The 22622-nt window shown below is 55.9% G+C and carries 15 protein-coding genes; 1 reads left to right on the forward strand and 14 read right to left on the reverse strand.

Annotation, left to right across the window (positions count from 1 at the left end):
• Positions 1-269: 269 nt before the first annotated feature.
• Positions 270-1382: an NAD(P)/FAD-dependent oxidoreductase gene (locus MN188_RS17400; RefSeq protein WP_242110606.1), complete on the reverse strand. Its 1113-nt coding sequence runs from the start codon at positions 1380-1382 to the stop codon at positions 270-272.
• A 332-nt stretch (positions 1383-1714) separates the two neighbouring features.
• Here MN188_RS17400 and MN188_RS17405 point away from each other — a divergent pair, with 332 nt between their 5' ends.
• Complete coding sequence (locus MN188_RS17405; protein ID WP_242110607.1) at positions 1715-3115, forward strand: phosphomannomutase; 1401 nt, start codon at positions 1715-1717, stop codon at positions 3113-3115.
• A 13-nt stretch (positions 3116-3128) separates the two neighbouring features.
• On the opposite strand, the gene MN188_RS17410 is transcribed toward MN188_RS17405, so the two are convergent.
• From MN188_RS17410 to rfbF, 13 genes are all read right to left on the reverse strand, one after another.
• Positions 3129-4442 carry an HlyD family type I secretion periplasmic adaptor subunit gene (locus tag MN188_RS17410; protein ID WP_242110608.1) on the reverse strand — a complete coding sequence of 438 codons (1314 nt, stop codon included), beginning with the start codon at positions 4440-4442 and terminating at the stop codon, positions 3129-3131.
• Entirely contained in the window at positions 4439-6175 is a 1737-nt protein-coding gene (locus MN188_RS17415) for a type I secretion system permease/ATPase (protein ID WP_338023258.1), read from the reverse strand. The genes MN188_RS17410 and MN188_RS17415 overlap by 4 nt, the downstream gene beginning before the upstream one ends.
• Positions 6176-6786: 611 nt before the next feature.
• Positions 6787-9135, reverse strand: a complete 2349-nt coding sequence (locus MN188_RS17420) for a LamG-like jellyroll fold domain-containing protein (RefSeq protein ID WP_242110612.1) — start codon at positions 9133-9135, stop codon at positions 6787-6789.
• Between the two features lie 433 nt (positions 9136-9568).
• Positions 9569-10531, reverse strand: coding sequence for a sulfotransferase domain-containing protein (locus tag MN188_RS17425; protein ID WP_242110613.1), 963 nt, complete (start codon positions 10529-10531; stop codon positions 9569-9571).
• Positions 10532-10570: 39 nt separating this feature from the next.
• Complete coding sequence (locus MN188_RS17430) at positions 10571-11689, reverse strand: Coenzyme F420 hydrogenase/dehydrogenase, beta subunit C-terminal domain (RefSeq protein WP_242110614.1); 1119 nt, start codon at positions 11687-11689, stop codon at positions 10571-10573.
• 110 nt (positions 11690-11799) lie between these two features.
• Positions 11800-12981: a polysaccharide pyruvyl transferase family protein gene (locus tag MN188_RS17435; RefSeq protein WP_242110615.1), complete on the reverse strand. Its 1182-nt coding sequence runs from the start codon at positions 12979-12981 to the stop codon at positions 11800-11802.
• Between the two features lie 88 nt (positions 12982-13069).
• A complete protein-coding gene (locus MN188_RS17440) occupies positions 13070-14383 on the reverse strand; it encodes an O-antigen ligase family protein (RefSeq protein WP_242110616.1) in 1314 nt (437 codons plus the stop codon).
• Between the two features lie 176 nt (positions 14384-14559).
• The gene (locus MN188_RS17445; RefSeq protein WP_242110617.1) at positions 14560-15444 is read right to left on the reverse strand and encodes a glycosyltransferase family 2 protein; all 885 of its coding nucleotides are present in this window, start codon (positions 15442-15444) and stop codon (positions 14560-14562) included.
• A gap of 61 nt (positions 15445-15505) precedes the next feature.
• Positions 15506-17059, reverse strand: a complete 1554-nt coding sequence (locus tag MN188_RS17450) for a lipopolysaccharide biosynthesis protein (protein ID WP_242110618.1) — start codon at positions 17057-17059, stop codon at positions 15506-15508.
• A gap of 2 nt (positions 17060-17061) precedes the next feature.
• On the reverse strand, positions 17062-18240 hold the full coding sequence (locus MN188_RS17455; RefSeq protein WP_242110619.1) for a class I SAM-dependent methyltransferase: 1179 nt from the start codon (positions 18238-18240) through the stop codon (positions 17062-17064).
• Positions 18237-19412 (reverse strand): class I SAM-dependent methyltransferase, encoded by a 1176-nt coding sequence (locus tag MN188_RS17460; protein ID WP_242110620.1) that lies wholly within the window; start codon positions 19410-19412, stop codon positions 18237-18239. Before MN188_RS17460 ends, MN188_RS17455 begins: the two co-directional genes overlap by 4 nt.
• A 17-nt stretch (positions 19413-19429) precedes the next feature.
• Positions 19430-21751 carry an NAD-dependent epimerase/dehydratase family protein gene (locus MN188_RS17465; RefSeq protein ID WP_242110622.1) on the reverse strand — a complete coding sequence of 774 codons (2322 nt, stop codon included), beginning with the start codon at positions 21749-21751 and terminating at the stop codon, positions 19430-19432.
• 2 nt (positions 21752-21753) lie between these two features.
• On the reverse strand, positions 21754-22530 hold the full coding sequence (gene rfbF, locus MN188_RS17470; protein ID WP_242110624.1) for a glucose-1-phosphate cytidylyltransferase: 777 nt from the start codon (positions 22528-22530) through the stop codon (positions 21754-21756).
• Between the last annotated feature and the right edge of the window lie 92 nt (positions 22531-22622).

The raw sequence follows: 22622 nt of genomic DNA on the forward strand, positions 1-22622 counted from the left end.
TGGTGCTCCGTGGATACTATGGTCCCCACTCATTTTTTACCGAGAAAATTCCCCACAGAGGGGTTTTGGCTTTTACTGAGAGTGATTTCTCCTGTGGGGGAGCGCCCCGTGGTGAAAATAGGTCTACAAGGCGGCTATCCTTGCAAAACTCTGTGAATCCGGGGCTCCGCGCATCCCTCGGAGAACCGAAAACGCCCAGAGGGACCCAAGCAACTTGATCCGTTGCCAGGTTTGGCGGGGAATGCTCTGCTGCAATTCCGGATCAGATTCTAACCAAGCATTCTGGCCACCGTTTCCGCGATCGACAGGCAGGCGGTGAGGCCGGGGGACTCGATCCCGTAAAGAAAGACATGCGGTCCGACCTCGTGGCTGCCAGGCCCCTCGATACGGAAGTCGGGATAGGCCGCGCCGGCGATCTTGGGACGGACACCACTATATCCGGGCAGGAGGTCTTCCTCCCGGACGTCTTTCCAGTACTGGCGGATGGCCGCGGCAAATGCGGCGCGGCGGGTTTCATCGACGCCATAGTCGATATGCGCCGGATCACTGTCCGCAAGCCAATCCGTGTCGGGGCCGAATTTGGCCTGCCCGCCAAGGTCGAGGGTTAGGTGCACCCCCAGCCCCCCGTCGCGTGGAACCGGATAGATCAGTTGGGAGAACGGGGCCTTGCCGGACAGGGTGAAGTAATTGCCTTTCACGAATTCCAGATCCGGGGCAGGGGGCATTCCCTCGATCCGCCGGGTCAGGTCTGTGGCCCAGAGCCCCGCAGCATTGACGAAGGAGCGCGCGCGCAAACGCATCGGTGCCGGCCCGCCAATATCGAGCCTCACCTGGCCATCGGGTTTCACTTCGCCACCGATGATCCGGGCGCGCAACAGGGTCTGCGCACCATGCGCTTCGGCCTCGCCAAGCAGCGCCAGCATCAGCGCATGGCTGTCGACAATCCCTGTCGAGGGCGACCTGAGTGCGGCCACGGCGGTGAGGGCCGGTTCAATCGTCATGGCCTCCCGGCCGTCTAGGAACGTAAGATCATCGACACCATTCGCCCGGGCATGTTCCACGATGCTTGTCAGTTTTTCGGCCTCTTGATCGTCCGTGGCCACGATCATCTTGCCGCAGCGGCGATAGGGCGCGACACGCTCTTCGCAGAAGGCATAAAGTAGCGCCTTGCCCCGTAGGCAGTGCTGCGCCTTCAGTGATCTGGGGTCGTAATAGATCCCGGCATGGATCACCTCGGAGTTGCGCGCGCTGGTTTCCTCGCCGATCAGCGCGTTCTTTTCGAGCAGCAGCACATCCTTCCCGGCCAGCGCCAGGGCCCGCGCGATCGCTATCCCGATGACCCCGGCGCCGGCGATTACGGTATCTACATCAAATGTGTCCACAGGCCGGGCCTTTCGCGTGGTGGGTGATTGCACACAGCGTAACCTCGAGGCGGGACGGGGACCAAGACCGGAAGTGGTAAATGAAAGCTAACATCAGGAAGCATTTACACTTCCCGGATTCATAACGCTCATGGGAACCTGCCTTCATGTTATTGATGCTCAGTTGCGTGTACGCGGCTCCCATGCCACACTTTATCAGGTAGATAACTCGTTGTTTTCCAATGGGAGTCGCCCTTATAGGGTGCGTATATCAAGGAAATAAAATGCCCCGATAATGAATATTATGTTGTGTTTGGCCAATTTCTCCCAACCTGACTGGTGGATGTCCCAATATGCCTCCCAAATTTGGTACCAGCGGCCTGCGTGGCCTTGTCTCTGAACTCACCCCGGGTTTGATTTCATCTTATGTGAGGGCCTTTTTGGAAAGTTGTCCGCATGGGGGTGGTGTCTATGTGGGATGGGACCTGCGCCCTTCTTCGCCGGATATTGCCAATGCGGTTATCGACACGGTGCGTGCGGCCGGGCTTGAGGCGGTTAACTGCGGTCCTGTTCCTACGCCGACACTGGCGCTGGCTTCAATGTCACGCGGGTATGCAGCCATCATGGTGACAGGTAGCCATATTCCCGCGGACCGCAACGGTCTGAAATTCTATGTGCCCGGTGGCGAGATATCGAAAGAGGATGAGGCGCGGATCAACACAGCCTATGTCGACGGGACAGTAAGCACGGAGGGCGGAACCGGATCGCTTGAACATGCGGATGATTGTGCCCGCAACTATGTGGATCGGTACCGTGCGACCTTTGGCGGCGAGGCTTTGTCAGGGCTGCGTATAGGGGTATACCAGCACAGTTCGGTTGCTCGGGACATCATGGCCGACGCGGTTTGTGCCCTGGGTGGGGATGTGGTGCTTCTAGGGCGGTCGGATATTTTCATCCCCGTGGATACCGAGGCCGTGGATCCTGAGACACGCATCCTGCTTCGGGATTGGGTACGGGAGAATGAACTGGATGCCGTCATCTCGACCGACGGGGATGGCGACCGGCCGATGCTGGCCGATGTCTCCGGCCGGATTGTGCCCGGGGATGTTCTGGGGGTGCTGACGGCGCGGTTCCTGGGCGCGCACGTAATTTGCACGCCGGTATCGTCCAACGGGATGGTCGCGGAAATGGAGGGGTTCACCGACCTTCTTCGCACCCGGATCGGGTCGCCCTATGTGATTGCCGCGATGGAGAAGGTCCTGGCCGACAGGCCGGATGCGCGGGTGGTCGGGTACGAGGCCAATGGCGGTTTCCTTCTAGGCTATACCGCACAGGGCCCTGCTGGAGCACTCCCCCCCCTGATGACCCGCGACAGCCTGTTGCCGGTTCTGGCCCCGCTGGCTGATGCCCGCGCCCGGGGCTGCGGTCTGAGGGGGCTGGTGGCTGGCTTGCCGGCCCGGTTCACCGCCGCCGATCGGCTGACCGGGATCGATCCGCAGGTTTCATCACCTTTTCTAGCAGACCTCGTAGATGACCCGGACGCACGCAGGGATTTCTTTTCCGAAATGCCTGCTGAGGCAGGGCTGGACCTGACTGATGGGCTGCGCGTGACTTTCGATGGCGGCGACGTGGTGCATTTGCGTCCATCGGGCAATGCGCCCGAGTTTCGTTGTTATGCCGAAAGCGCCAGCCCGGATGCCGCGGATCATCTGGTCAAGATTCATCTTGCCCGTCTGCAGGAGTATTTCGGGTAGGTTTCGGCGCTGTTCAGCTTTCGCGGAATGCGCGTTTCAGCTGGTCTGTGAGAGGCTTGGTCAGATAGCTCAAGACCGAGCGCTGCCCGGTTTCCATAAAGGCCTCGACCGGCATGCCAGGAACCAGCGGGACCGGCCCGAGACTTTTTTCGCTTTCTTCCCGAAGAACCACCGTGACGCTGTAATATGCCCGCCCACTCAATTCGTCCTGAAGAGTATTGGCGGAAATCCTGGTGATCTCGCCCAGAAGGATGGGTGTCGTTTTCATATCGAAAGCGGGCAACTGAATTTTTGCAGTTTGTCCCAGATGAATCTGGTTGATATCGGTTGGGTCGACACGCACCTCAAATTCCATCCCTTCGGATACCGGCACGATTTGCATGATCACCGATTCCGGCGTTACCACGCCACCGATGGTGAAGACCTGTAATTCGTGTACCACCCCATTGACTGGTGCGATCACGTCAATCCGCTCCAGTTGTTTTTCGATGCTCACGATTTCGAGCAGAAGATCTTCATACCGGCTTGTCACGTCACGCAGTTCTGTCACGGCCTGTTCCTTGAACTCGCGTTCTGCTTGCAGGATTTCCAACCTTGCGTCGTGAATCAAGTTGTGAATCCGGGCCAGTTCCGACTGATGCTCGGTTAGCTCGCCCAGAAGGATGGCCTCGGACCGCTGCAAATCCAAGACCGCACTCTCCCGCGTCAGGCGCTGCTGATACAATTTGCGGGCATTCTCGAGTTCTTGCCGGACAAAGACCAGTTGGTCCTTCTTCGAAGCAATCAGCCCCTCGACCCCTTCAATCTGGTTTTGAAATTGCGACACACGCTCTTCAAACTGCGCTTTTCTACCCTCTAGAACTTCACGGCGGGCCTTAAACACCTCAGCTTGACCAGCATAGTGCGGTTCCATCTCCATCCCGTCGAGTTGCTCTATTAGCGCACGTTGGGTAATTTCTTTCAGGCCCTGATATTCAGCTTCCAGCCGCGACTGGCGTGCGACGATTTCCGCCAAGCGGTTCCGATAGACATCCCGATTGATGTTCAGAAGTGTCGGATCAAGCCGCAAGAGCAGCTGCCCCTCTTCCACCAGATCACCGTCCTGGACTTGGATGTCGGCAACAATTCCGCCATCCAGGCTCTGAACCACCTTGGGCTTGCCGCGTACAACAATCTGGCCAGAGGCGATGACGGCTCCAGTGATATGTGTGTACTCTGCCCAAATGAGCAGTAGCGACAGCAAGAGGGCGCTGCACCACCAAAACATATGTGCAACCCGTGTCAGCCCGGTTCTGGGGGCTGAGGAATCCTGGCCGTGTTTCGTCATCCGTTCCCCTCAATCACACGAGGGCTCGGCCCTGTAGCTGTCGCCTGGCGGATCGTTTCATCCTTGTCACCAAAAAAGGCGACACGGCCGGCCTTCATCAGCATCAGCTTGTTTACAGCGGCGATGGCGCTGGGGCGGTGCGCCATGACGATCACCACGCTGCCATGTTCACGCATCCTGCGGATCGCCACCGACATTGCTTCATCTCCGTCCGCATCCAAGTTGGAATTGGGTTCGTCCAGAACGATAAGCTTCGGTTTGCGATAGAGCGCGCGGGCCAGTCCTATCTGCTGTATCTGGCCGCTGGATAGTGGCTGTGCATGACTGCCGATCCGCGTTGCATAGCCATCCGGGAAGTTAAGTACCATTTCATGGACACCGGACAGCTTTGCCGCTTCGATCACATCGCTGTCCTTGGCGGTGTGGTCAAAACGCGAGATGTTCTGCGCGATTGTGCCGGGCAACATTTCCAAGGATTGCGGCAAATACCCAATATGTCGCCCCAGCTCTTCAGGTGACCACTGTCTGAGCATGGCCCCATCCAAGCGGACGTCACCTGCCTCTGGCCTCCAGGCACCAACCAGAATCCGCGCCAGACTCGATTTCCCAGCGGCACTGTTGCCAATCACACCCAGCCCATCCCCGGGTTCAAGTTTGAAACTAACCTGGTCCAGAATTCTCGGACGGCCCTTGATATGTGACCGTGGCGGCATGAGCTTGACCAGGCTGCGGACCTCCAGGTGCCCCACAGGATCGGGGAGGGAGGTTCGGTTTGCCGTTGGTGGCATCGCGTAAAATGCGGCCTGCAGCCTGCGATGAGCGCCTACTCCGCGGACAATTGCTCGCCACTGGCCAATCACCTGATCAACCGGCGCAAGGGCCCGGCTGGCGATGATCGATGTGGCGATGATCATTCCCGGTGAGATTTCCTGTCGCAACGCCAGAAAGGCGCCAACGGTCAGCAGGGTCGACTGCAGCAACATGCGGAAAGAACGGGAGAACGAGGAAAAGAACTCGGTCCGGTCACTACCCTCCTGCCCCTTGGCCAGAGCAGCTTCGTGAAGCTGCCGCCATCTGTCGACGACCACATCCTTCATGCCCAAGGTGATTACCGCTTCGGCACTGCGTCGACTGATCTCGGCGAATTCCTGGTCGGCCCCATCCAGCAGTACCGCTTCGGCCGCGGGACGTTGAGTCATCAGTTGGTTCATTATGGCAGCGATGATGACCACAACGGCCCCGGCAACCGTCAGGTAACCCAGCCAAGGATGGATGAAGAACACCACGACCAGGAAGATTGGAATCCAAGGCAGGTCGAAGATTCCTAGGATCGCTGGGCTGGATACAAAATTGCGGACTATGGACAGATCGCGAACCGGTTGATGCTGGAAATTACCCGTATCCTCCAGCCCTTCGTATACCCAGAACCCCATCGCATCCGGCCCCAGAATCTTGTCCAGACGATAGCTGGCGCGTGACAGCAAGCGCAGGCGCAGGAACTGATAGAACCCCAAAAAGGTGTAGAGCACGACGACGATCACAAAAAGCCCCTGCAGTGTCGGGACAGAACCGCTGGACAACACCCGGTCATAGATCTGCAGCATATAGATCGGACCAGTGAGCATCAGAAGGTTGATCAGGGCACTGATCAGCGCGACCAAGGCAACTGTCCTACTGAGTTTGCGCAAGACATCCTTGTATTTGTTTTGCTCCATTCGCGGGCGGCTCAGCATTTTGTTTGTGTCCTATTCCGCTTCATTCCAGTGGCGGCTTTAGTGTTTCATTGCACCAGATACAGATGAAATTCCAGCACCTTGAGCAGGTTGCGTAGCAACATACCGGTGTTCCGCCGACCCAGGATTGTTGCTGACTAGGTTAACATGGAAGCTTTGCCGGGTTGATAATTTTCACCATCCCGTCGTGCTGCTACAAATGCTAGAGGGTGGCGCGAGAGTAATGACCGGTGCCTAACGTTTTGCTATCTGGTCCCGAAACCGGATACCCTAGCAGAAATAATATGAAGTTAATTTTCAGGGCTGCCCTCAATCCGGCGCTGGTCCTCCCCCACTGAAGTGATCCGCCCCTATAGTTAGGAAACGGAGGATCAAAGATAGGAACAAAGCGCCACGAGCCGGAAGAAATTGTCACGAAGTTACGGCAGATCGAGGTCTTCATCCAGACAGGTGAATGCTCTCGGGTCGCCTATCTGGCCAAGTCACTGACCGACTATTTCAAAAAGGTATTCCGCGAATAATGGTGGCCCCGGCTTCAGTCATCCACCACAACCGCAGTTGTCAAAGACAAGAGAACCCGGGGCCACCACCTGATTTCTGGTATAGTAAGCCTATGAAATCATACCAAACTCTTCCGGAAGCAGCGCCTCATCGTAGATTTCCACATCCGAGATGGTGCCGTCGAAAGCATTGGACACAGCACCATCACCCGAGCGGCTGGCCCAGCCCAGCCCGCCAATCTGGAGGAACTGTTCGTTCTGGGTCCAGTCCATGACAAGATCATCGGATCCGATCAGCTCTCCGTCCAGGTAGACGTCAACGCCTTCGCTGTCGAAGGTGGTGGCGACGTCATATTCGCGGTTGGCTTCGATATCGCTCACCTTGAAGGTCGCATCACTGTCCGCGTCCTGGAACCTGACATACAGGTCCCCTTTCTTGATCCAGATCGAGAAGTGGTTGCCGCCGCCCTCATACTTCGAAGCATCCTTCGAGAGCAGCCCGCTCCGACCAGAAACGGTGTCGGCCTCGAAACTGAAGGCGATGGTGCCTTCAGTTATCGCCAAAGCGGGGTCATGCGCGATATTCGTGATATTCCCTTTGGCCCCAGAATATTCCACTGCGCCATCCTGAAGAAAGAGCGGGTCCAGTGTGGGTTCCGGGTACAGTGTGAGTTCCGGGTCCAGTGTGGGCTCCGGGTCCGGTGTGGGCTCGGGGTCCGGTGTGGGCTCCGGGTCCGGTGTGGGCTCCGGGTCCGGTGTGGGCTCCGGGTCCGGTGTGGACGTGGACTCACCCGCCATGAAGGCGGCCATCTCGTCCGGTGTCCGGGTTCCCTCAACGATCACGACATCGGAAATGGTGCCATCGAAGACATTAGTGAAACCGGCATCCCCGTTTCCCGAAGCCCATCCGTTCCCACCGATCTGCATGTATTCGCCGTTTTCGGTCCAGGACATGGCGGTGGTGGCACTGCCAGCAAGGGTGCCGTTGAGCCAGACCGCAACGCTGCCCTCACCAAAAGAGACCTGCAGGTCGTAGTCGGTATGGGCCTGGATATTCGGCACCTTGATGACCTGGCTGGTGCTACCGTCCTGGGAACGGATGAACAGGGTGCCATCTTGGATATAGCTGGTGAAGTGATGGCCATCGCCTGAGGCGTCTTTGGACAGAAGGCCACGTCGGCCGCTCACCGTATCGGCGTTGAAGCTCAGACAGATGGTCGCCGCGCCGAGGGCCAATGCCGGGTCGGGCGCAATTTCAATTACATCGGCCGAACCGGAGATGTTCAGTGTCTCCTGCATTTCGAACGCGGCCCCGTCGATCGGCTCCGGAGCCGGTTCGGGCGCGGGTGTGGGTTCCGGTGTCGCTTCAGGTTCGGGAGCCGGTTCAGGGGAGCTCGTACCCTCGAGCAGTTCCGTCAACCGGGCATAGGCGCCTGTTGTCTCTGCAAGGCTACCTTCGACCGGACGCAAATCTTCCAGCGTAATGCCAAGCCCGGCTTCTGCATTCACGAAAAGATCGCTGTAATGGTAGATGTCGTTCGGATCGTCGTGCTGTGCAACGACATTGGATCCGGACAAGCTGCCATTGTTGTTAGTGGAAATGTTATCTTGAACGATACTTCCTTCGGGCACAGAGATGAGAGCTACATTATGCCCCGCATCGGGTGAGGTCAGAACGGTGTTGTTCTGCACCGTAATACCCTCGCCGTCGTAGACAAAAATGGCGTTGGCCTTGCCCGAGTAGATGATGTTGTCCTCAATGAGAACGTTGGTATGGTAATCTTTTCCGGAAACGAAAATACCCTGTGCACGCTCATTATTTTGCGCCAGAAAAACATTGCCACGGATAATTACGTCACTCGACGGCCCTTGGAACTGCATGAAGTCCGCATGCGTGTCGGAGCCAGGATAAAGATGGCCTCCACCCGTATTGTTTTCGATCAGGATGTTGGAAACATGGCCGAATTTGAAAAAATCAGAATAGACGTGATCGACGTAGTTTTCCGAGATATTGACAGCATCGGTGCCAAAAACAAGAATCCCGTCGCCCACATCATGCACGTTGTTATTGAACACAGTGATATTGGTGGAACTGCCAACATAGATCCCATAGTGACCGTCATAGAAATCATCGACTTTGCCATTAACTTCACAATTGGCGACAACAATATGGTCACTGTCTGTTACCTGAACGATTTTCGAGGTGGCCGTTCCGTTGGTCGGATTATCAAGATGAAGACCATCCAGTTGAATATAGCTCGAATTGTCGAGTTTCACCGAACTCAGCACGGCTTCATTGTCCGGATCAGCCGAGGTCAGCGTTACATAGCTGCTGAACTGCAAGTTGCTCAGGTCGACTGAGCCATAATCGCCTGCCTCGAGAAGAATCGAGTCCCCACCTTGTGCTGAAGAAAGGGCTGATACGAGCTCTGATGCGCTCGATACGTAGATATTGGCCATGGTAATCATTTACCTCTTCGATTGCTTCATCCAGTCGCACAGACTGGTGAGGTGCTCTTATTCATACTAGTTTGTTGGGGGGTTCTGCCGGAGCCAGTACAGATACTGGCACAGAGCATCATCTGACCCACGCCTATTGTCGTGCATAGGTGACAATGATTACTACACCGTGAAGTTTAGCCGGAATCGCCTGCCTAGTTGTTGTGCGCCTATGATCCTTAACGTTGCTCGCCCCGTATTTCGAGGCTAACCTGACAACTCGGCATAAATGTGGCAATTGGACGCTTTGTTCTTTCAGGTTTTAGGCAGAATGCTGCTTGCTGCAAGCAGGGTGTTGCCCAAAATATCCGTCCTCCGCTCTCCGGAAAGAACCGTAACGATAGAGGTAGGCGCCCTGCTCCCGAAATAGGCGAAAATGCTACAACGTCGAATGCTATTCAACACGATCGGATGATTTGAAAGAGGACTCAACTGATTGAGCCCAAATTGCTTGGGGGCGGTTCAGAAGTGTTGCAAGTTCCAAATCCCATTCGCTGAACAATTCGTCCAAGTATTTAAGTGTCTGCCTGTCTTCATCTGAGACTGTGGCGGTTCCTCTTTGACTGTTAAGCGAATAATACAGGGGCTTGATCCCTCTGCGTATCTGAAGTGGTATCCAGCGCCGCAATCGACGCGCAAACTTGTGCACTTCCCTGTTTTGGATCGTGATACTGGGATTTTGGGGTGTAAAACTGTAATTGCGATAGAACTCTGGGTCGATTCCAAGAAATCCGGCGATTTCCCTGACTGCCTTTGTCGGGTGTGCCACAGTTTCCTCAAAAATGGAGACGAAAAAATTCTTCTCACCCACCAAAGATACCCAATTCCGGACATGCTTGCTGTAATGGCAATGGAAAATTGCATCCTGAAGTAGGGGCTTCCCACGTATCACAGACGAGCTTTCCCCTTGTTCCAGGTGCTGAACAAATTCCGCAAAGCTCATACCGTCAGGCAGCAGAGACATGTTGTGGTAGGCGTATCGATAGAGAGAATAAATCCTCTTTGACGGCTGCCTCAAGGTCATCATGACCTTTGGCTCGTTCAAGGTCGGGATGATTGACTGTGCTGTATGCTGGTAAAAATACAGGGGAGTTACGTCTATCAGATACCGAATGCCATCCTCACCGATCGCATCTTCGTACAGTTCTGAATACCCTTCTAAACCACAACTGGAAAAACTTCGATCTGGGCAAAGCAATTCATCGGGGTCCATCAAATAGCGCGGTTCATTTTCCAGACTTCGGCCGATTTCAGGGTGGTCGCTCAACCATTGTAAAAGGGAAGTGCTGCCCGCCTTAGCAACTCCAATCACAAAAAGATTTGGAACTTTTTGCCGCGTTTTTGGATTTACCAACATGTATTCAAATTATCCCAAAAAATGTGGCCTCGCATGTGTTTAGTATCTCCCTCGTGAAATTCGGCGCAATGTTCCGAGAAAATTTCGCAGATTGGCCCAGACCCCAGCCTGTTTCGCATTCCATAATAAATGAAATCCTCGGTATCGGGGCCTAGGCCGGAAGAGCAGATACAGCGCAAGCAGGCGGGACAATGTATAGCGCCGTTTCTGCGTTTGGCCGGGCTGAATTTTGATCAGCTGCTTGCGATCGAACTCTTCCAGTGCAATCCGCCCCGCAGCAGTTGCTTCCTGAATCAGTGCCTCGCCTTTTCTTGTGCGACCGACAACCAGACTGATGCCATTGCGTTCCTCAAAGACGGGATAACCCTTTTCATCTGTCTCCCAAGCATCCGCACAGGCGACATCTGCCGCGCCTCCGGTTCCGTCCGGGCAGATTTTGCAACGAAACTGGACATGTCGGGACAAGATGCCGCCCCAGCTTTCCGCATAGGTCATCTGCTTGTGCCCCCCGCCCTCAAGGCTGGCCACGGTGTGCCCCGGCCAGCCATTGCCCCGGTAGCGGAATGCAGCCAGGTCTGCTTCATCCACGTTCAGCTCCGATAGAACTTCACGCGCCCCATCCAAGCTGGGAACGCCAGCACAAAAGAACGACAAGAGGAAAGGAAATGTCGTACTGACCCTGTCGTCTTCACGTTTCAGCGCGTTTAGCGCCGCCACGTCGCACGGTTTGCCCACAAATGCGTATTTCCGGTCCGACGCCAGGAAGGCGTTCAGCCCGGCTAGTGGAGAGGACGGAGCATAGCGCGAACCGGCGCAGTTGAGAATATCCTGGCGGGTCTGGCTAATGACTGTTCTGTTTCCGAAGGCAAGATCTGGATCACCCGCGACCTGTAGCACGGCATCCACGGCGCCAATCTCGATCAGATGCACGAGAAGTGCAGACAAGACTCCACCCGAAGAAGCCGTATGGCGAAGTTCGGCATCGATAGCATGACCACAATACATGCTTTCAAAAGAACCCCAGAGGGGGTCAGCAATAGACCCTTTTTCTTCCTGTATCACTTGGAGCCCGGGGCAGATTTGAGCAATGACGGCGTCCTGTTCCTTGGAAACCGGCTTGTATTGTAGCGGGCGCAGGTATCCTTCGGATGTTGTCATCCTGACAGCCCCGTCAGCAACTGCGGCACAGGCACCACATCCGCTACAGAGGTTACCTTTCAGAACTTCTGTCAGAACGGGAGACGGGGAAAATGTCACGACCTGCACCTCTACTGCCGGATTGTCGCCAGGGTACCGGTTACAAGGTTTTCGTATTCCTGCAAGCGCGCCAACCCGCACGGCAGGCTTGCCTCAATATCCTTTCGCAACACCTCCCGCCGCGCAATCCCATCCTCAAACTTCGTCATGATCGTCTCGGCGTCTTCATGTTGGCAATCCGCCAAGTGTTGATAGCCCAAGGAACCGAACAGCCCGGCAAACTTGCGGCTGTAGGCCATCGGAAGAACGGGCACACCCGTGGAAAAGGCTGCAATACAGGCATGCATCCGGGCTCCGGCGAAAAAGTCCAGACCGGAAATGTAGGACTTGGCCTCAACGGGAGAAGAGAATTTCGGCGCCATGATGGTCCTTGGGAATTCCTTCGCCAGTTTCTGACTGACCCGGTAATCATCCTCAACCTCAAACCCATCCGATATGACATGCGCGACCAGATGAACCTCATACGCATCATGCGAATTGAGCTTCCGCAAAAGGCCCCGGATCAAATCTGCATAGGAGCTTTTCAGCCCAAACATGTTCCCACGCGTATATCCACCGTTGAAAAGAAGCCCCGAGACATTGAGGCCGATCCTGACCTTGCCATCATCACTTCGATCAGCCGGTTCATAAGGCAGGCGCAAGGCGACATCACTGGCCTCGATGATGGTGTTTCGGTACCCGATGTCCCGAAGGAACCTCGTGGAGAGATCATCACGACTGGCGACGCAGACCGACCTGTTCATCGCTGCCAGCGCCAGGCGTCGGACCCAGGACCGGTTGAACGGGCCAATTGTCTGGGGGCTGAGGATCAGGGGGCGCCTTGCTGCGATGGTCAGAAGTTTTGAACCCAAAACAGTCCCGAACCGCTTCATTCCGTAAATATCCGTGAAGCTGTCCCCGGCGCCGATATCTAGGACCAGGTCACAGCCGCGCAAATGGCTATAGAGCCCACCGACAGGCTTCGCGAAGTCCTTCAATCTCAGGCCAACGACTTCAATGTTGCGCCCCTTGACGTATGACGGCTTTGAATCGTTCCAGCCGATCACGACGAAATGCGGGGAAACATTGGCTTTGCGGGCGGCTTCCTCGATGATGGCAATGTTGCCCAGTGTCAGGGCACCCACTCCCAGATTATCGGAATTAGCTGAGTGCCATGTCAACCCGATCCGGAGTTTTGTCGGTGAACCTGTCATGTTTAAAAATGGTTTCCTGTTGGTGAAAAACAAAGTCTTCCGCATTCAGAGCGGGTAACCGCGTGTGATCTGTCTGGTGTTGGTGCGATCATTTTCTGCCTGCACCTCTGTTTGACTTCACGGTTGGGGGAGCTTCGGGCGCGCGGGTTGAGATAAGGGGAAACCGGCTATAGCGGGGCCCTTGGCGCGCGGCTTCCTCCGTCCCCCTGATCTGGCCGCTCTCCACCTCGGGTTTTGCATCTAGGAGCCAAGCCCCGCTTCCCAGTAGGAACATGAACAGGACATAGGTCGCGTTCCAATAATGAACCGTCCAGCCCGAAATATAAAACCCGGCCATGGTGATCAGGAAACCCGTTCTAAACTGGTTTTGCCGCTTGCTCAGCCCCTTTCTGAGGAGGATCCCCAGCACGACAAGACCTAGGGCAAGGTGAAGGGAAATACCCCCGGGAAAACCATGACGCATCGCGGGAACCAGCCAGAACATGTCTACGCTATCGACCATCCAGGGTGCGCGCTCCCAGTCATTCAGACCAATTCCGAACACAGGATGCTTCAAAACTGATGCCGATCCGTATTCCCAGATCCGCAACCGGTTCCAGGCGCTTGATGTATTGAAGGCAAGCAGGGAAATGACGATCTGCGGCACCGATCGGTTCGAAGCCATACTGATTACGAACCAACCAATCAGACTTAATGAAAATAGAATCTTCCAGCGGCTTTTAACGGTGCAGAAAACACCGTTCCACAAGAGCAATGAAATCTGGATACCTGCGGCCACCAAAGGTCCGGAGGACAATGAGAAGAACGCGGCGACAGAAACGATTGCGGACCGAAAGACCCGTGAAACAAATGCTTTCTCATATCCAAGAACGAGGTGAACGAGGCCAACAGCGCTCCCGCAGAACACGCCAAACAGGATGGGGTGTTCAAAGGGCCCCTGAACCCGCCTCATACCCCAGCGCGGTTCTTTGTAGACGTCCCGATACGAAGGGTAGATTGCATCAAAAAATTTCAGCAGCAGGTTTTGGCCAGTCAGAGCCTCAAAAGCTGCAAACGGCAGCAGAATGGCGATGATCCAGAAAAGGACCCGCACCATCAGGAGAAAACTGTCCGCATTGCGGATATAACACCGGGCAAGCAGGTAGGCCCCCATGGTTTCAACCAGAACAATTCCACCCCGTTCGATGGAAACTGCCGTCCCGTGAATGACCGCATAGCTCAACGTGCTCCAAGCACAAAAGAACAAAAGCGCAAGATCAGCGAGACGAATCCGTCCTGCACCGCCCCGCAGCCAGGTAAATACGACGGGGAAAAAGAAGATCAGCAAAACCAGCCTGTAAACCGAAAGCCGCAGTGGACCCACAAAGATAATAAAAGGGAAGATGAGGCTCACAAGAAGCAATATAATAGGAACAGGCAGACGGGCGGGAGTGGCACCATCGTTTCCTGCGAGAGATCGCCTCAGAACACTACCGTGGGAAATTTTCCTTCCTCCCATTTTGCAACCAATCCCACCACTATTTCAACACGTGACACCCAAGGCCTGACAGGTAGATCAGCATGTGGCCCGGTCGCTTATCAGTGAAATTTGCGGGCCAGAATCTTTCGAATGATTTGTGGCCTCCGTATTAGCGCATGACGGCAGAAACGCTTTCCAGTCCGCTGCTTCCCCGCTTTCTGAAGCATACGGCCGATCCTCCACAGGTTCCATGCATATTCAGTTGGGTATTGCATGAACACCTCCCGATTCCTCTTGAGAATCCGGATCAGGCCAATGGTCTTATTCCTCCAATTTTTTGAAATGCTGTCAGGCGAGATGAAGGCTAGCAGCACAGGTTCGGCGCTTTCATAAATCCGGGTGTGTTGGGCCAGAGAGGAACTGAAGGCCCAATCTGCGTTCGCGCGTGTCACGTTGTCGAACCATGTCAAGGAGGGATAGCAGTCCCTGCGAAACAGAGTGTTCTGAAGGCTGATCCTGTTCTCGATCAGGAACTTTTGGACCTGGTCTTCCTCCGGTTTGAGTAATGCATCAGGAGCAGGGCGAACTGAAACCATGCCACTGCCATATCCGTCGGCACTGCGCCCATAGAGAATTTTACTGTTCACCACGGCGCCGTATTCCCGTGGCAGGCTGTTCAGTTTGTCAATCTGCATCTGCAATTTCCAGGGCAGCCACAGGTCGTCACTGTCCTGGAAAGCGATGAATGCCCCCCGGGACATCTGCAAACCGATATTTCGCGCGACCGAAGCGCCACCGTTCCGCTCAAGCTTCTTGTAATGCACCCGTGGGTCCGCGAGCTTGTCAATGATAGGTCTGAGATCTTCCGTCGACGCATCATCGACAATGATCAACTCAAGGTCCGCATAGCTCTGGGTAAGAACACTGCGGGCCGCGTTCTCCAGCGTGCTGCTGCGATTATAGACCGGAAGAATAACCGATACGGTAGGACTTGTTTGGCTCATTTTTATAAGACCTTACTTCCGAAATAGCCTGCTGGTCGTTCTTGCCTTGTCGGCATGATCTTTATCTTTTCCTTCGCGGCAGGCCCGCCAATGTGGTTTTCAATTGGTCGCGCTCTCGCCCATTCAGCGCAAACACTAAAAGAACCGCCCCATAGGACAACAGGCCCGCGCCAATAAACAGTGCGAATTGGATCCAGCTATCCGGTCTGTTGAACAGGCGAAGCGCACCCCAAACTGCGGCACCGGCCAGTGATGGCAGAAAACCGGGAACTAGGACCTCGTTACGGAACCGTGCGAAACTCGCGCGGATAAGTCTCAGACACAGCCCCCAGAAGTATAGAAGCTGTGACACAACAGTGATAATCGTTAGCGCCAGTGTCACGCCAATAGCCCCCAAGTCATACCACATCGTTGCAAAGACCATCAAAACCAGCCCTGCAAACTGGACCAGGAAAGCGGGCAGGAAAAAGACACGCACATGGCCAGTTGCGATTGCGGTGTTCGACAACAGGATTGTTGGCTGGGTAAAAGGGAACATGATCATGAACAATACAATGATCACGGATGTCGTGGAATAATCCGCCCCGAGATACAGGTCTATGAAAACATCCGCGTACAGGATCAGCGGGACGACAACGCTCATGGAGATCCAGAGTGCATAACGTCCTCCACGCAACACAGTCGCCGCGAGTCTCGAATGATCGTTCAAGGCATTCATTGCCGTAATGGCCGGCTGCAGGGGCTGCGTGGCTAAATTCATGGTCCCGTGAATCTGCCGATAGAAAGTTGACCCGATATGATAGCTGGTTACATCAACCGCCGTCCCGTAGAGGTTAAGCACCAAGGTTGCCGCATTCGTGTACATGATCGACCCCAGACGACCGAGTGTCGTCCACATGCCAAATGATGTCAGCTCCCAAGCTTTAGAAAGCTCAAACAGCTTCGCTTCGAAACGCAACTCCGGCACCAAGCGAAACGACCGGAATAATATTGAGGATGTAAGTGCGATTTCCGCAATGAAGGTTGCCACCACCACCCAAACCACCCCTGCATCGAACGTCATTAGAAATATAACAACCAGCCCGGCCCGCAGAAGGTCGTGCACGACTTGCAACATCTTCAGTTCGAAATAACGCTGCCGGATCTCATAGGCCGTTCTGTAAGGGATAATGAGCATCTGAAATGCAAAGCTCACAACCAGCAGGATCAGCATGATGCGCGCGTCGCCAACCATCTGAGGCGCAATGTTGAGCACATGTTCGATGTTCTGGGCGAACAGCACTCCGGCCGGCACGAAGATTCCTGCCGCCAGAAAGAGCATGGGCAGAAGGGATGATACGATCTGGCGGACCCCGACAAAATCTCCTTTGGCATAAGCATCAATCGTATATCGGCTGATGCCTCCGCTGAAGAAGGAGAAGAACAGCGGTGCGAAAACCATCAGCGAGGTCACGACGGGCAGGACGGCAAACTCTTCGGCAGACAGGCGTTTCAGCAGATATTGATACACCCACATGAGCACCAAAAAGTTGACCACTTTGGCAACAACGGCGCTGGCCGAGTTAATCATCACCAATCGTTTCGATATGGTGATGTGTTTGTGCTCTACCGCCATCCCTACCCCGCGATCACCGCAAATTCCGGTGACAGTCCCATGTCCCGTACCTGCCGGGTTATTTCCTCTTCATAAAGCGCGTTCGAGATCAGAATCAGGTCCGGCCGGATTTCGGCAAGGGCCTCGGGGGCAATGACGGGAAGCGCCACACCGGGAGCGATCAAGCCATGTTTACGGGTGTTGAGGTCAACCAGTGCGGCCAGCGGGCGGGCAGCATCGGCCCCGAGCGCATTGGCAAAGGTGATGCCCTTCGATCCAGCTCCCCAGATCACCGCCCTGCCCTCCATGCCTGTCAGGCGGTTACGCCAGCGGTCCAGTTCTCCATTGGCCGCTGCAGCGAAGGCCTCTGCCGATCGCCGTGTCTCCACGGCCTCCGGATCGAGAAAATTAGGATCGGGCGCGGCGGGCCGGGCTTCGACCATCAGGAACTGATCGCCATATCCAGTCCGCACCGAAACCGGTTCGAACCCGGTGCGGCGAAACAGCGTGGTGATCGCCGGGGCGCTCCAATAGCCGACATGTTCATAGATCACGTCCCACATCGACACGGCATCCAGCATCCAACCGGCGTTCGGCACCTCGAAATAAACCGGTACATCACGGTCTCCGATGGCCTTTCGAATATCCGACAGCAACGGAACCGGTGCATCAAGATGTTCCAGGACATGACGGCAGAGGATCGCGTCGAAATGGCGGTCAAGCTGATCCGAGCGGAAATATTCCGGTTCGATCGAGACACCTGATCGTTCGGTATATGGGGTTTCCCGCCCAGCCATCGACGGGTCGAAACCGGTGGCGGTGGCAACCCCGTTGCGCGCCATCAGATCCAGCATATGGCCATCACCGCAGCCGATTTCGATCACCTGTTTACCGACAAGGTCGTACCGTGCAACCAGCCCTGCCGCCAGAACTTCGGCGAAGCTCTGGAACTTCGGACTGAAATGCAGGGCATTCTCGTAACCCGGCGCATAGACCATGCGCTCGGGATCGAAGGACCCGTTCCAGATCAAGCCGCAATCGGTGCAGAGCTTCAGGTCGACTGTGCCAGCAGGAGCTGCGGCGGCCGCAACTGGGTCGGGCCAAAGCTGGTTGCAGATCACCGGCACATCCTGCAGCGCAAAAACATCCTGCAGGACGCGGCCAGCGCAGAGAGGACAGCAGGTTGCAAGATCCGTACTCATACCGCCACCAGTTCCGGCTCAAGCCCCATGTCCGCCAGCTGTGCGCCGATCTCCGGCAGGTAGATCGGGTTCATCACGATCACCGTATCCGGCGGGGTCTCGGTCAGGTCTTCCGGGGCGCTGACCAGATGGCCCGTGCCCGGCAGGTATTTGCCCTGCTTGAAGGGGTTGATGTCGATCACCTGAGCGACCTCCTCACCCAACCCGTTGGTGGTCAGGAAGGATACGCCTTTCGATCCACCACCCCAGATTGCCACCCGTTTACCGTCACGGTGCCGACTGCGTACGAAGTCGGTCCAGTGGCGGCGGATTGCGGCCACCTTCTCAGGGAAGGCCGCGGCCAGTGCACGCACCGCATCCAGGTCTTCTTCCTGTGGAAGTGCTGCTTTACCTGCTCCCGGTGCGGCATACTGGATGATATACTGGTCATCATAGGCCAGGTAGAGGCGGTTCACATCCATCCCTTCGCGCCGGAACAGCCGTGCATGGCTTCCCAGCGTGAAATAGGAACAATGCTCGTAATAGATATCCCAGAATGCCCCTTCTTCGAGTACCCGGCGCACATCCGGGGTTTCAAAGAAAATGCCAACCTCTTGGCGACCGTCGATTACGCGGGCTATGTCATGCATGAAACGGCCAACCTCGGGGACATGCTCGAGCGTATGGCGGCAGACAACAAAATCGGGCGCCTCGGTGATCGTGGCCGGGTCGAAATACTCGCGCTGGAAGGAAATATCATGCCCGTCGGCGCCAGGCAGGCGTTCGGGGATGAAACCGGGATCGACGCCAAGTGCGCGGGTGCCGGTCTGCCTGGCCAGTTCCTGCAGAAAATCCCCCTTGCCGCAGCCGATCTCCAGGGTCTGCTGGCCACCCAGGTCGTAAAGCCCGGCAATCTCGGCCACCAGATCCCTGGCAAACCGGTTGAAGGTGCCCGAAAAATGCTGGCTTTCCTCGGTGGTCGAGGCATAGTCGACCATCGCCAGATCGAAGACGCGATTGTAGATGAAGCCGCAACCGTCGCAGAACATCAGGACCAGAGGTCGACGCGGAAAGGCACGCGCCTCTTCCTCGGAGTCCAGCAATATGCAGCTTTGGACCGGGATTGCGTCTAGGCGGTAAATTTCGCTGACATGCCGCCCGCCACAGGCCGGACAGGATTTGATGTCGCTCATTTCCCTCTTCCCTTCTTTCAACCTTCGACGATCTCAAGATCGGGAATGGGGACGACGAACTTGCCGCCGGCCTCCAGGAAAGCCTGCTGCTGGCGGATGATCTCTTCGCGGAAATTCCAGGGCAGGATCATCACGTAATCCGGACGGTTCTCCATCAGTTTTTCCGGCTCGTCGATGCGGATCCGTACGCCGGGCATGTATTTGCCTTGCTTGTGGATGTTCTTGTCCACCGCATACTCGATCGCCCGGTCGTTCAGGTCGAGAAAGTTCAGCATGATCGTTCCCTTGGCGGCCGCACCATAGGCTGCGATCCGTTTTCCCTCGGCCTTGAGATTGCCCACCAGCTTGCGGGCCTTGGCACGGAATTCCCGGACCCGGGCGCCGAAATTCTCGTAGTAGGCAAACTTGTCGAGACCCAATTCCCGTTCTTCCGCCAGCAGGGTTTGCAGGGCGTTGGAAGGGGACTTGTCCTTGCCGAAATAAAGGCGGAGCGAACCGCCATGAATCTTCAGCCGACGTACATCGTTCAGATACAGACCGTGCCGTTCGAACAGCGTTTTTGCGGACCCGACCGAGAAGTAGCACAGGTGTTCATGATAGATCGTGTCAAACTCGATGAAATCGATCAGATCGCGCACATAGGGGAACTCGACCACCACCTGTCCGTCATCGGCCAGCAACTCGGCCATGCCGGCAACAAGATCGTTCTGATCCGCGACATGGGCCACTACATTGTTGGCGATGATAACATCGGCCTGCTGACCCTGCGCGCGCAGCGTTTCGGCCACGCGGGTGCCGAAGAAATCGACAAGCGTATCGATCCCTTTTTCCTGTGCCGCCGTCGCCGGCTGTTTCGCCGGGTCGATACCCAGTACACCAACACCCTTCTCCTTGAAATTCTGCAGCATGTAGCCGTCATTCGACGCGATCTCGACCACCAAGCTGTCGACCCCGAGGCCGCGTGCCTCGATCAGTTCCAGCGCATTTTCGCGGCTGTGCTTCAGCAGGTCTTCGGAAAAGGACGAAAAGTAGAGATAGTCGTCACCGAACATTTCCTCGGCGGGCCGGGTTTCCAGAAGCTGTACCAGGGTGCAATCCGGGCAATAGCCCAGGCGCAGCGGCACCAGGCTTTCCGACTGACCAAGCTTGCTCGTGTCCAGCAACCCGTCCGAGCGCGGCATCATTCCCAAATCCAGGATGGGCTCCAGCCCGGTATGTCCACAGGAGATGCAGCTGACCCCTGCACTGTCGGCGGCAAATTCAGGGGAAATACCACCCCCCGTACCCGCGGTGCGCTCGGCCAGCGCCTGTGGTGTGTGCTTCAGAGTTACGTCGATGACCTCATCGGCAATCAGTTTCTTGATATGACCGATCCGCTGATAGCGCGGACCTTCGAATTCTTCCAAGGTAAGGTGTTGTGCCAGGTAGGATTCATAGAGCGATTGTGCCCCTTTGCGCGCATCCCATTGCGGTTTGAAATGCGGCATCACGCGCTGGATCTTGTCACAGTTCACCCGGTAGGACCGCTTGTCCGGCCCCGCATCATCGGCAAAGGTCACCTCGCAGCCGGGAACGATCTCGGCAACGATCTCGGCCAGTTCCCGGATCTGGTAATTGTGCTCGGTCACGCCGACATTGAAGGCCTCATTGCGGATCTTTTCGACCGGGGTATCCAGCGTGGCCAGGAAGGCGCGGCTGATATCCTCGATATGGGTGATAGGCCGCCAGGGCGTGCCGTCGGATTTCATGTGGATATTGCCGGTGGTGACCGCCCAGGCCACCAGGTTGTTCAGGACCAGGTCGAAGCGGATGCGCGGGCTGACACCATAGGCCGTGGCCGAACGCAGAAACGTCGGGCAGAAATCATCATCGGCCAGCTTGGCCAGGGCAAGTTCGGACTTCACCTTGCTTTCACCATAGGGTGTCACCGGGTTGAAGGCACCGTTCTCGTCGATGAAGTCCTCTCCCGAAGCGCCGTAATTCGAACAGGAGGAGGAGAAGACAAAACGCGACACACCCGCGGCCTTTGCGGCCCTGGCGACATTCATCGTGCCTTCGTAGTTGATCTCATAGGTGGTTTCGGGCCGGAAATCCCCCAAGGGATCGTTTGACAAGGCCGCCAAGTGTAACACCGCGTCGAAGCCCAGAAGGTCCGCTGGTTCGATTTCCCGGATATCCTTCAGAACCGTAGGCACATGGGGCATCTCTCCGCCCGGGGCAAAAGTACAGCGCTCGTAAAGATCACTGTCGATACCCGCGACCTCATGTCCCGCCGCCTCGAGCATAGGTGTCAGGACGGTGCCGATATATCCCCGGTGACCAGTAACCAATACGCGCATCTTTACTTCTCCCAAACTGCCCAGGGACGCTCTCCGGAATCCCAAATCTTCTGCAAATTGTACTTGTCCCGCAACGTATCCATCGCCGCCCAGAACCCATCATGACGGTAGGCCATCAGCTGACCATCTTTGGCGAGATTCTCGAGCGGCCCATGCTCGAACATCATCATGTCGCCTTCAATGTAGTCGAACACTTCCGGCTCGAGTATGAAGAAAGCCCCGTTGATCCACCCTTCAGCCGTTTGCGGTTTTTCCTCGAACGCCGTCACCTTGTCACCTTCAAAGCGCATGTGCCCATACCGGGCAGGTGGACGGACTGCGGTGATCGTGGCCAGCTTGCCATGGTGACGGTGGAAAGCCAGGAGCTTGTTCAGGTCCACATCCGAAACGCCGTCCCCCCAGGTCAACATGAAAGTGCTATCGCCAAGATAGGGCTGCAACCGCTTCACCCGCCCTCCGGTCAGCGTTTCGCTGCCGGTTTCGATCAGGTCGATACTCCAAGGAGAGTGGTTCTGCTCGTGGTGCACGACTGGGTCGGATCGGCCAAGATTAATCGTGATATTTCCCGCAAGCGTGCCGTATTCAGCAAAATAACGCTTGATGTGATTTCCCTTGTATCCAAGCGCAACGGCGAAATCGTTAAAGCCGTAATGGGAATAGATTTTCATGATGTGCCAGAGGATCGGCATGCCGCCAATCTCGACCATGGGTTTCGGCCGGACCGAGGTCTCTTCAGCCAGTCGTGTTCCCTTACCGCCTGCGAGGATGGCAACCTTCATGGACAATATCTCCGTTCACTAAAAATGGAATCATGGGTCTGCTTGGACGCAGCATGACATCCCTCTGAGTCACAATTATGGAAATGAATGCC

Origin of the sequence: Aliiroseovarius subalbicans, from assembly GCF_022678625.1 — a bacterium.
GTDB lineage: Bacteria > Pseudomonadota > Alphaproteobacteria > Rhodobacterales > Rhodobacteraceae > Aliiroseovarius_A > Aliiroseovarius_A subalbicans.

Bases quoted from the DNA above. Each gene is read 5' to 3' on its own strand.
- MN188_RS17405 (WP_242110607.1), top strand. From the start codon at position 1,715: ATGCCTCCCAAATTTGGTACCAGCGGCCTGCGTGGCCTTGTCTCTGAA.
- MN188_RS17410 (WP_242110608.1), bottom strand. From the start codon at position 4,442: ATGACGAAACACGGCCAGGATTCCTCAGCCCCCAGAACCGGGCTGACA.
- MN188_RS17415 (WP_338023258.1), bottom strand. From the start codon at position 6,175: ATGCTGAGCCGCCCGCGAATGGAGCAAAACAAATACAAGGATGTCTTG.
- MN188_RS17420 (WP_242110612.1), bottom strand. From the start codon at position 9,135: ATGGCCAATATCTACGTATCGAGCGCATCAGAGCTCGTATCAGCCCTT.
- MN188_RS17425 (WP_242110613.1), bottom strand. From the start codon at position 10,531: ATGTTGGTAAATCCAAAAACGCGGCAAAAAGTTCCAAATCTTTTTGTG.
- MN188_RS17430 (WP_242110614.1), bottom strand. From the start codon at position 11,689: ATGACAACATCCGAAGGATACCTGCGCCCGCTACAATACAAGCCGGTT.
- MN188_RS17435 (WP_242110615.1), bottom strand. From the start codon at position 12,981: ATGACAGGTTCACCGACAAAACTCCGGATCGGGTTGACATGGCACTCA.
- MN188_RS17445 (WP_242110617.1), bottom strand. From the start codon at position 15,444: ATGAGCCAAACAAGTCCTACCGTATCGGTTATTCTTCCGGTCTATAAT.
- MN188_RS17450 (WP_242110618.1), bottom strand. From the start codon at position 17,059: ATGGCGGTAGAGCACAAACACATCACCATATCGAAACGATTGGTGATG.
- MN188_RS17455 (WP_242110619.1), bottom strand. From the start codon at position 18,240: ATGAGTACGGATCTTGCAACCTGCTGTCCTCTCTGCGCTGGCCGCGTC.
- MN188_RS17460 (WP_242110620.1), bottom strand. From the start codon at position 19,412: ATGAGCGACATCAAATCCTGTCCGGCCTGTGGCGGGCGGCATGTCAGC.
- MN188_RS17465 (WP_242110622.1), bottom strand. From the start codon at position 21,751: ATGCGCGTATTGGTTACTGGTCACCGGGGATATATCGGCACCGTCCTG.
- rfbF (WP_242110624.1), bottom strand. From the start codon at position 22,530: ATGAAGGTTGCCATCCTCGCAGGCGGTAAGGGAACACGACTGGCTGAA.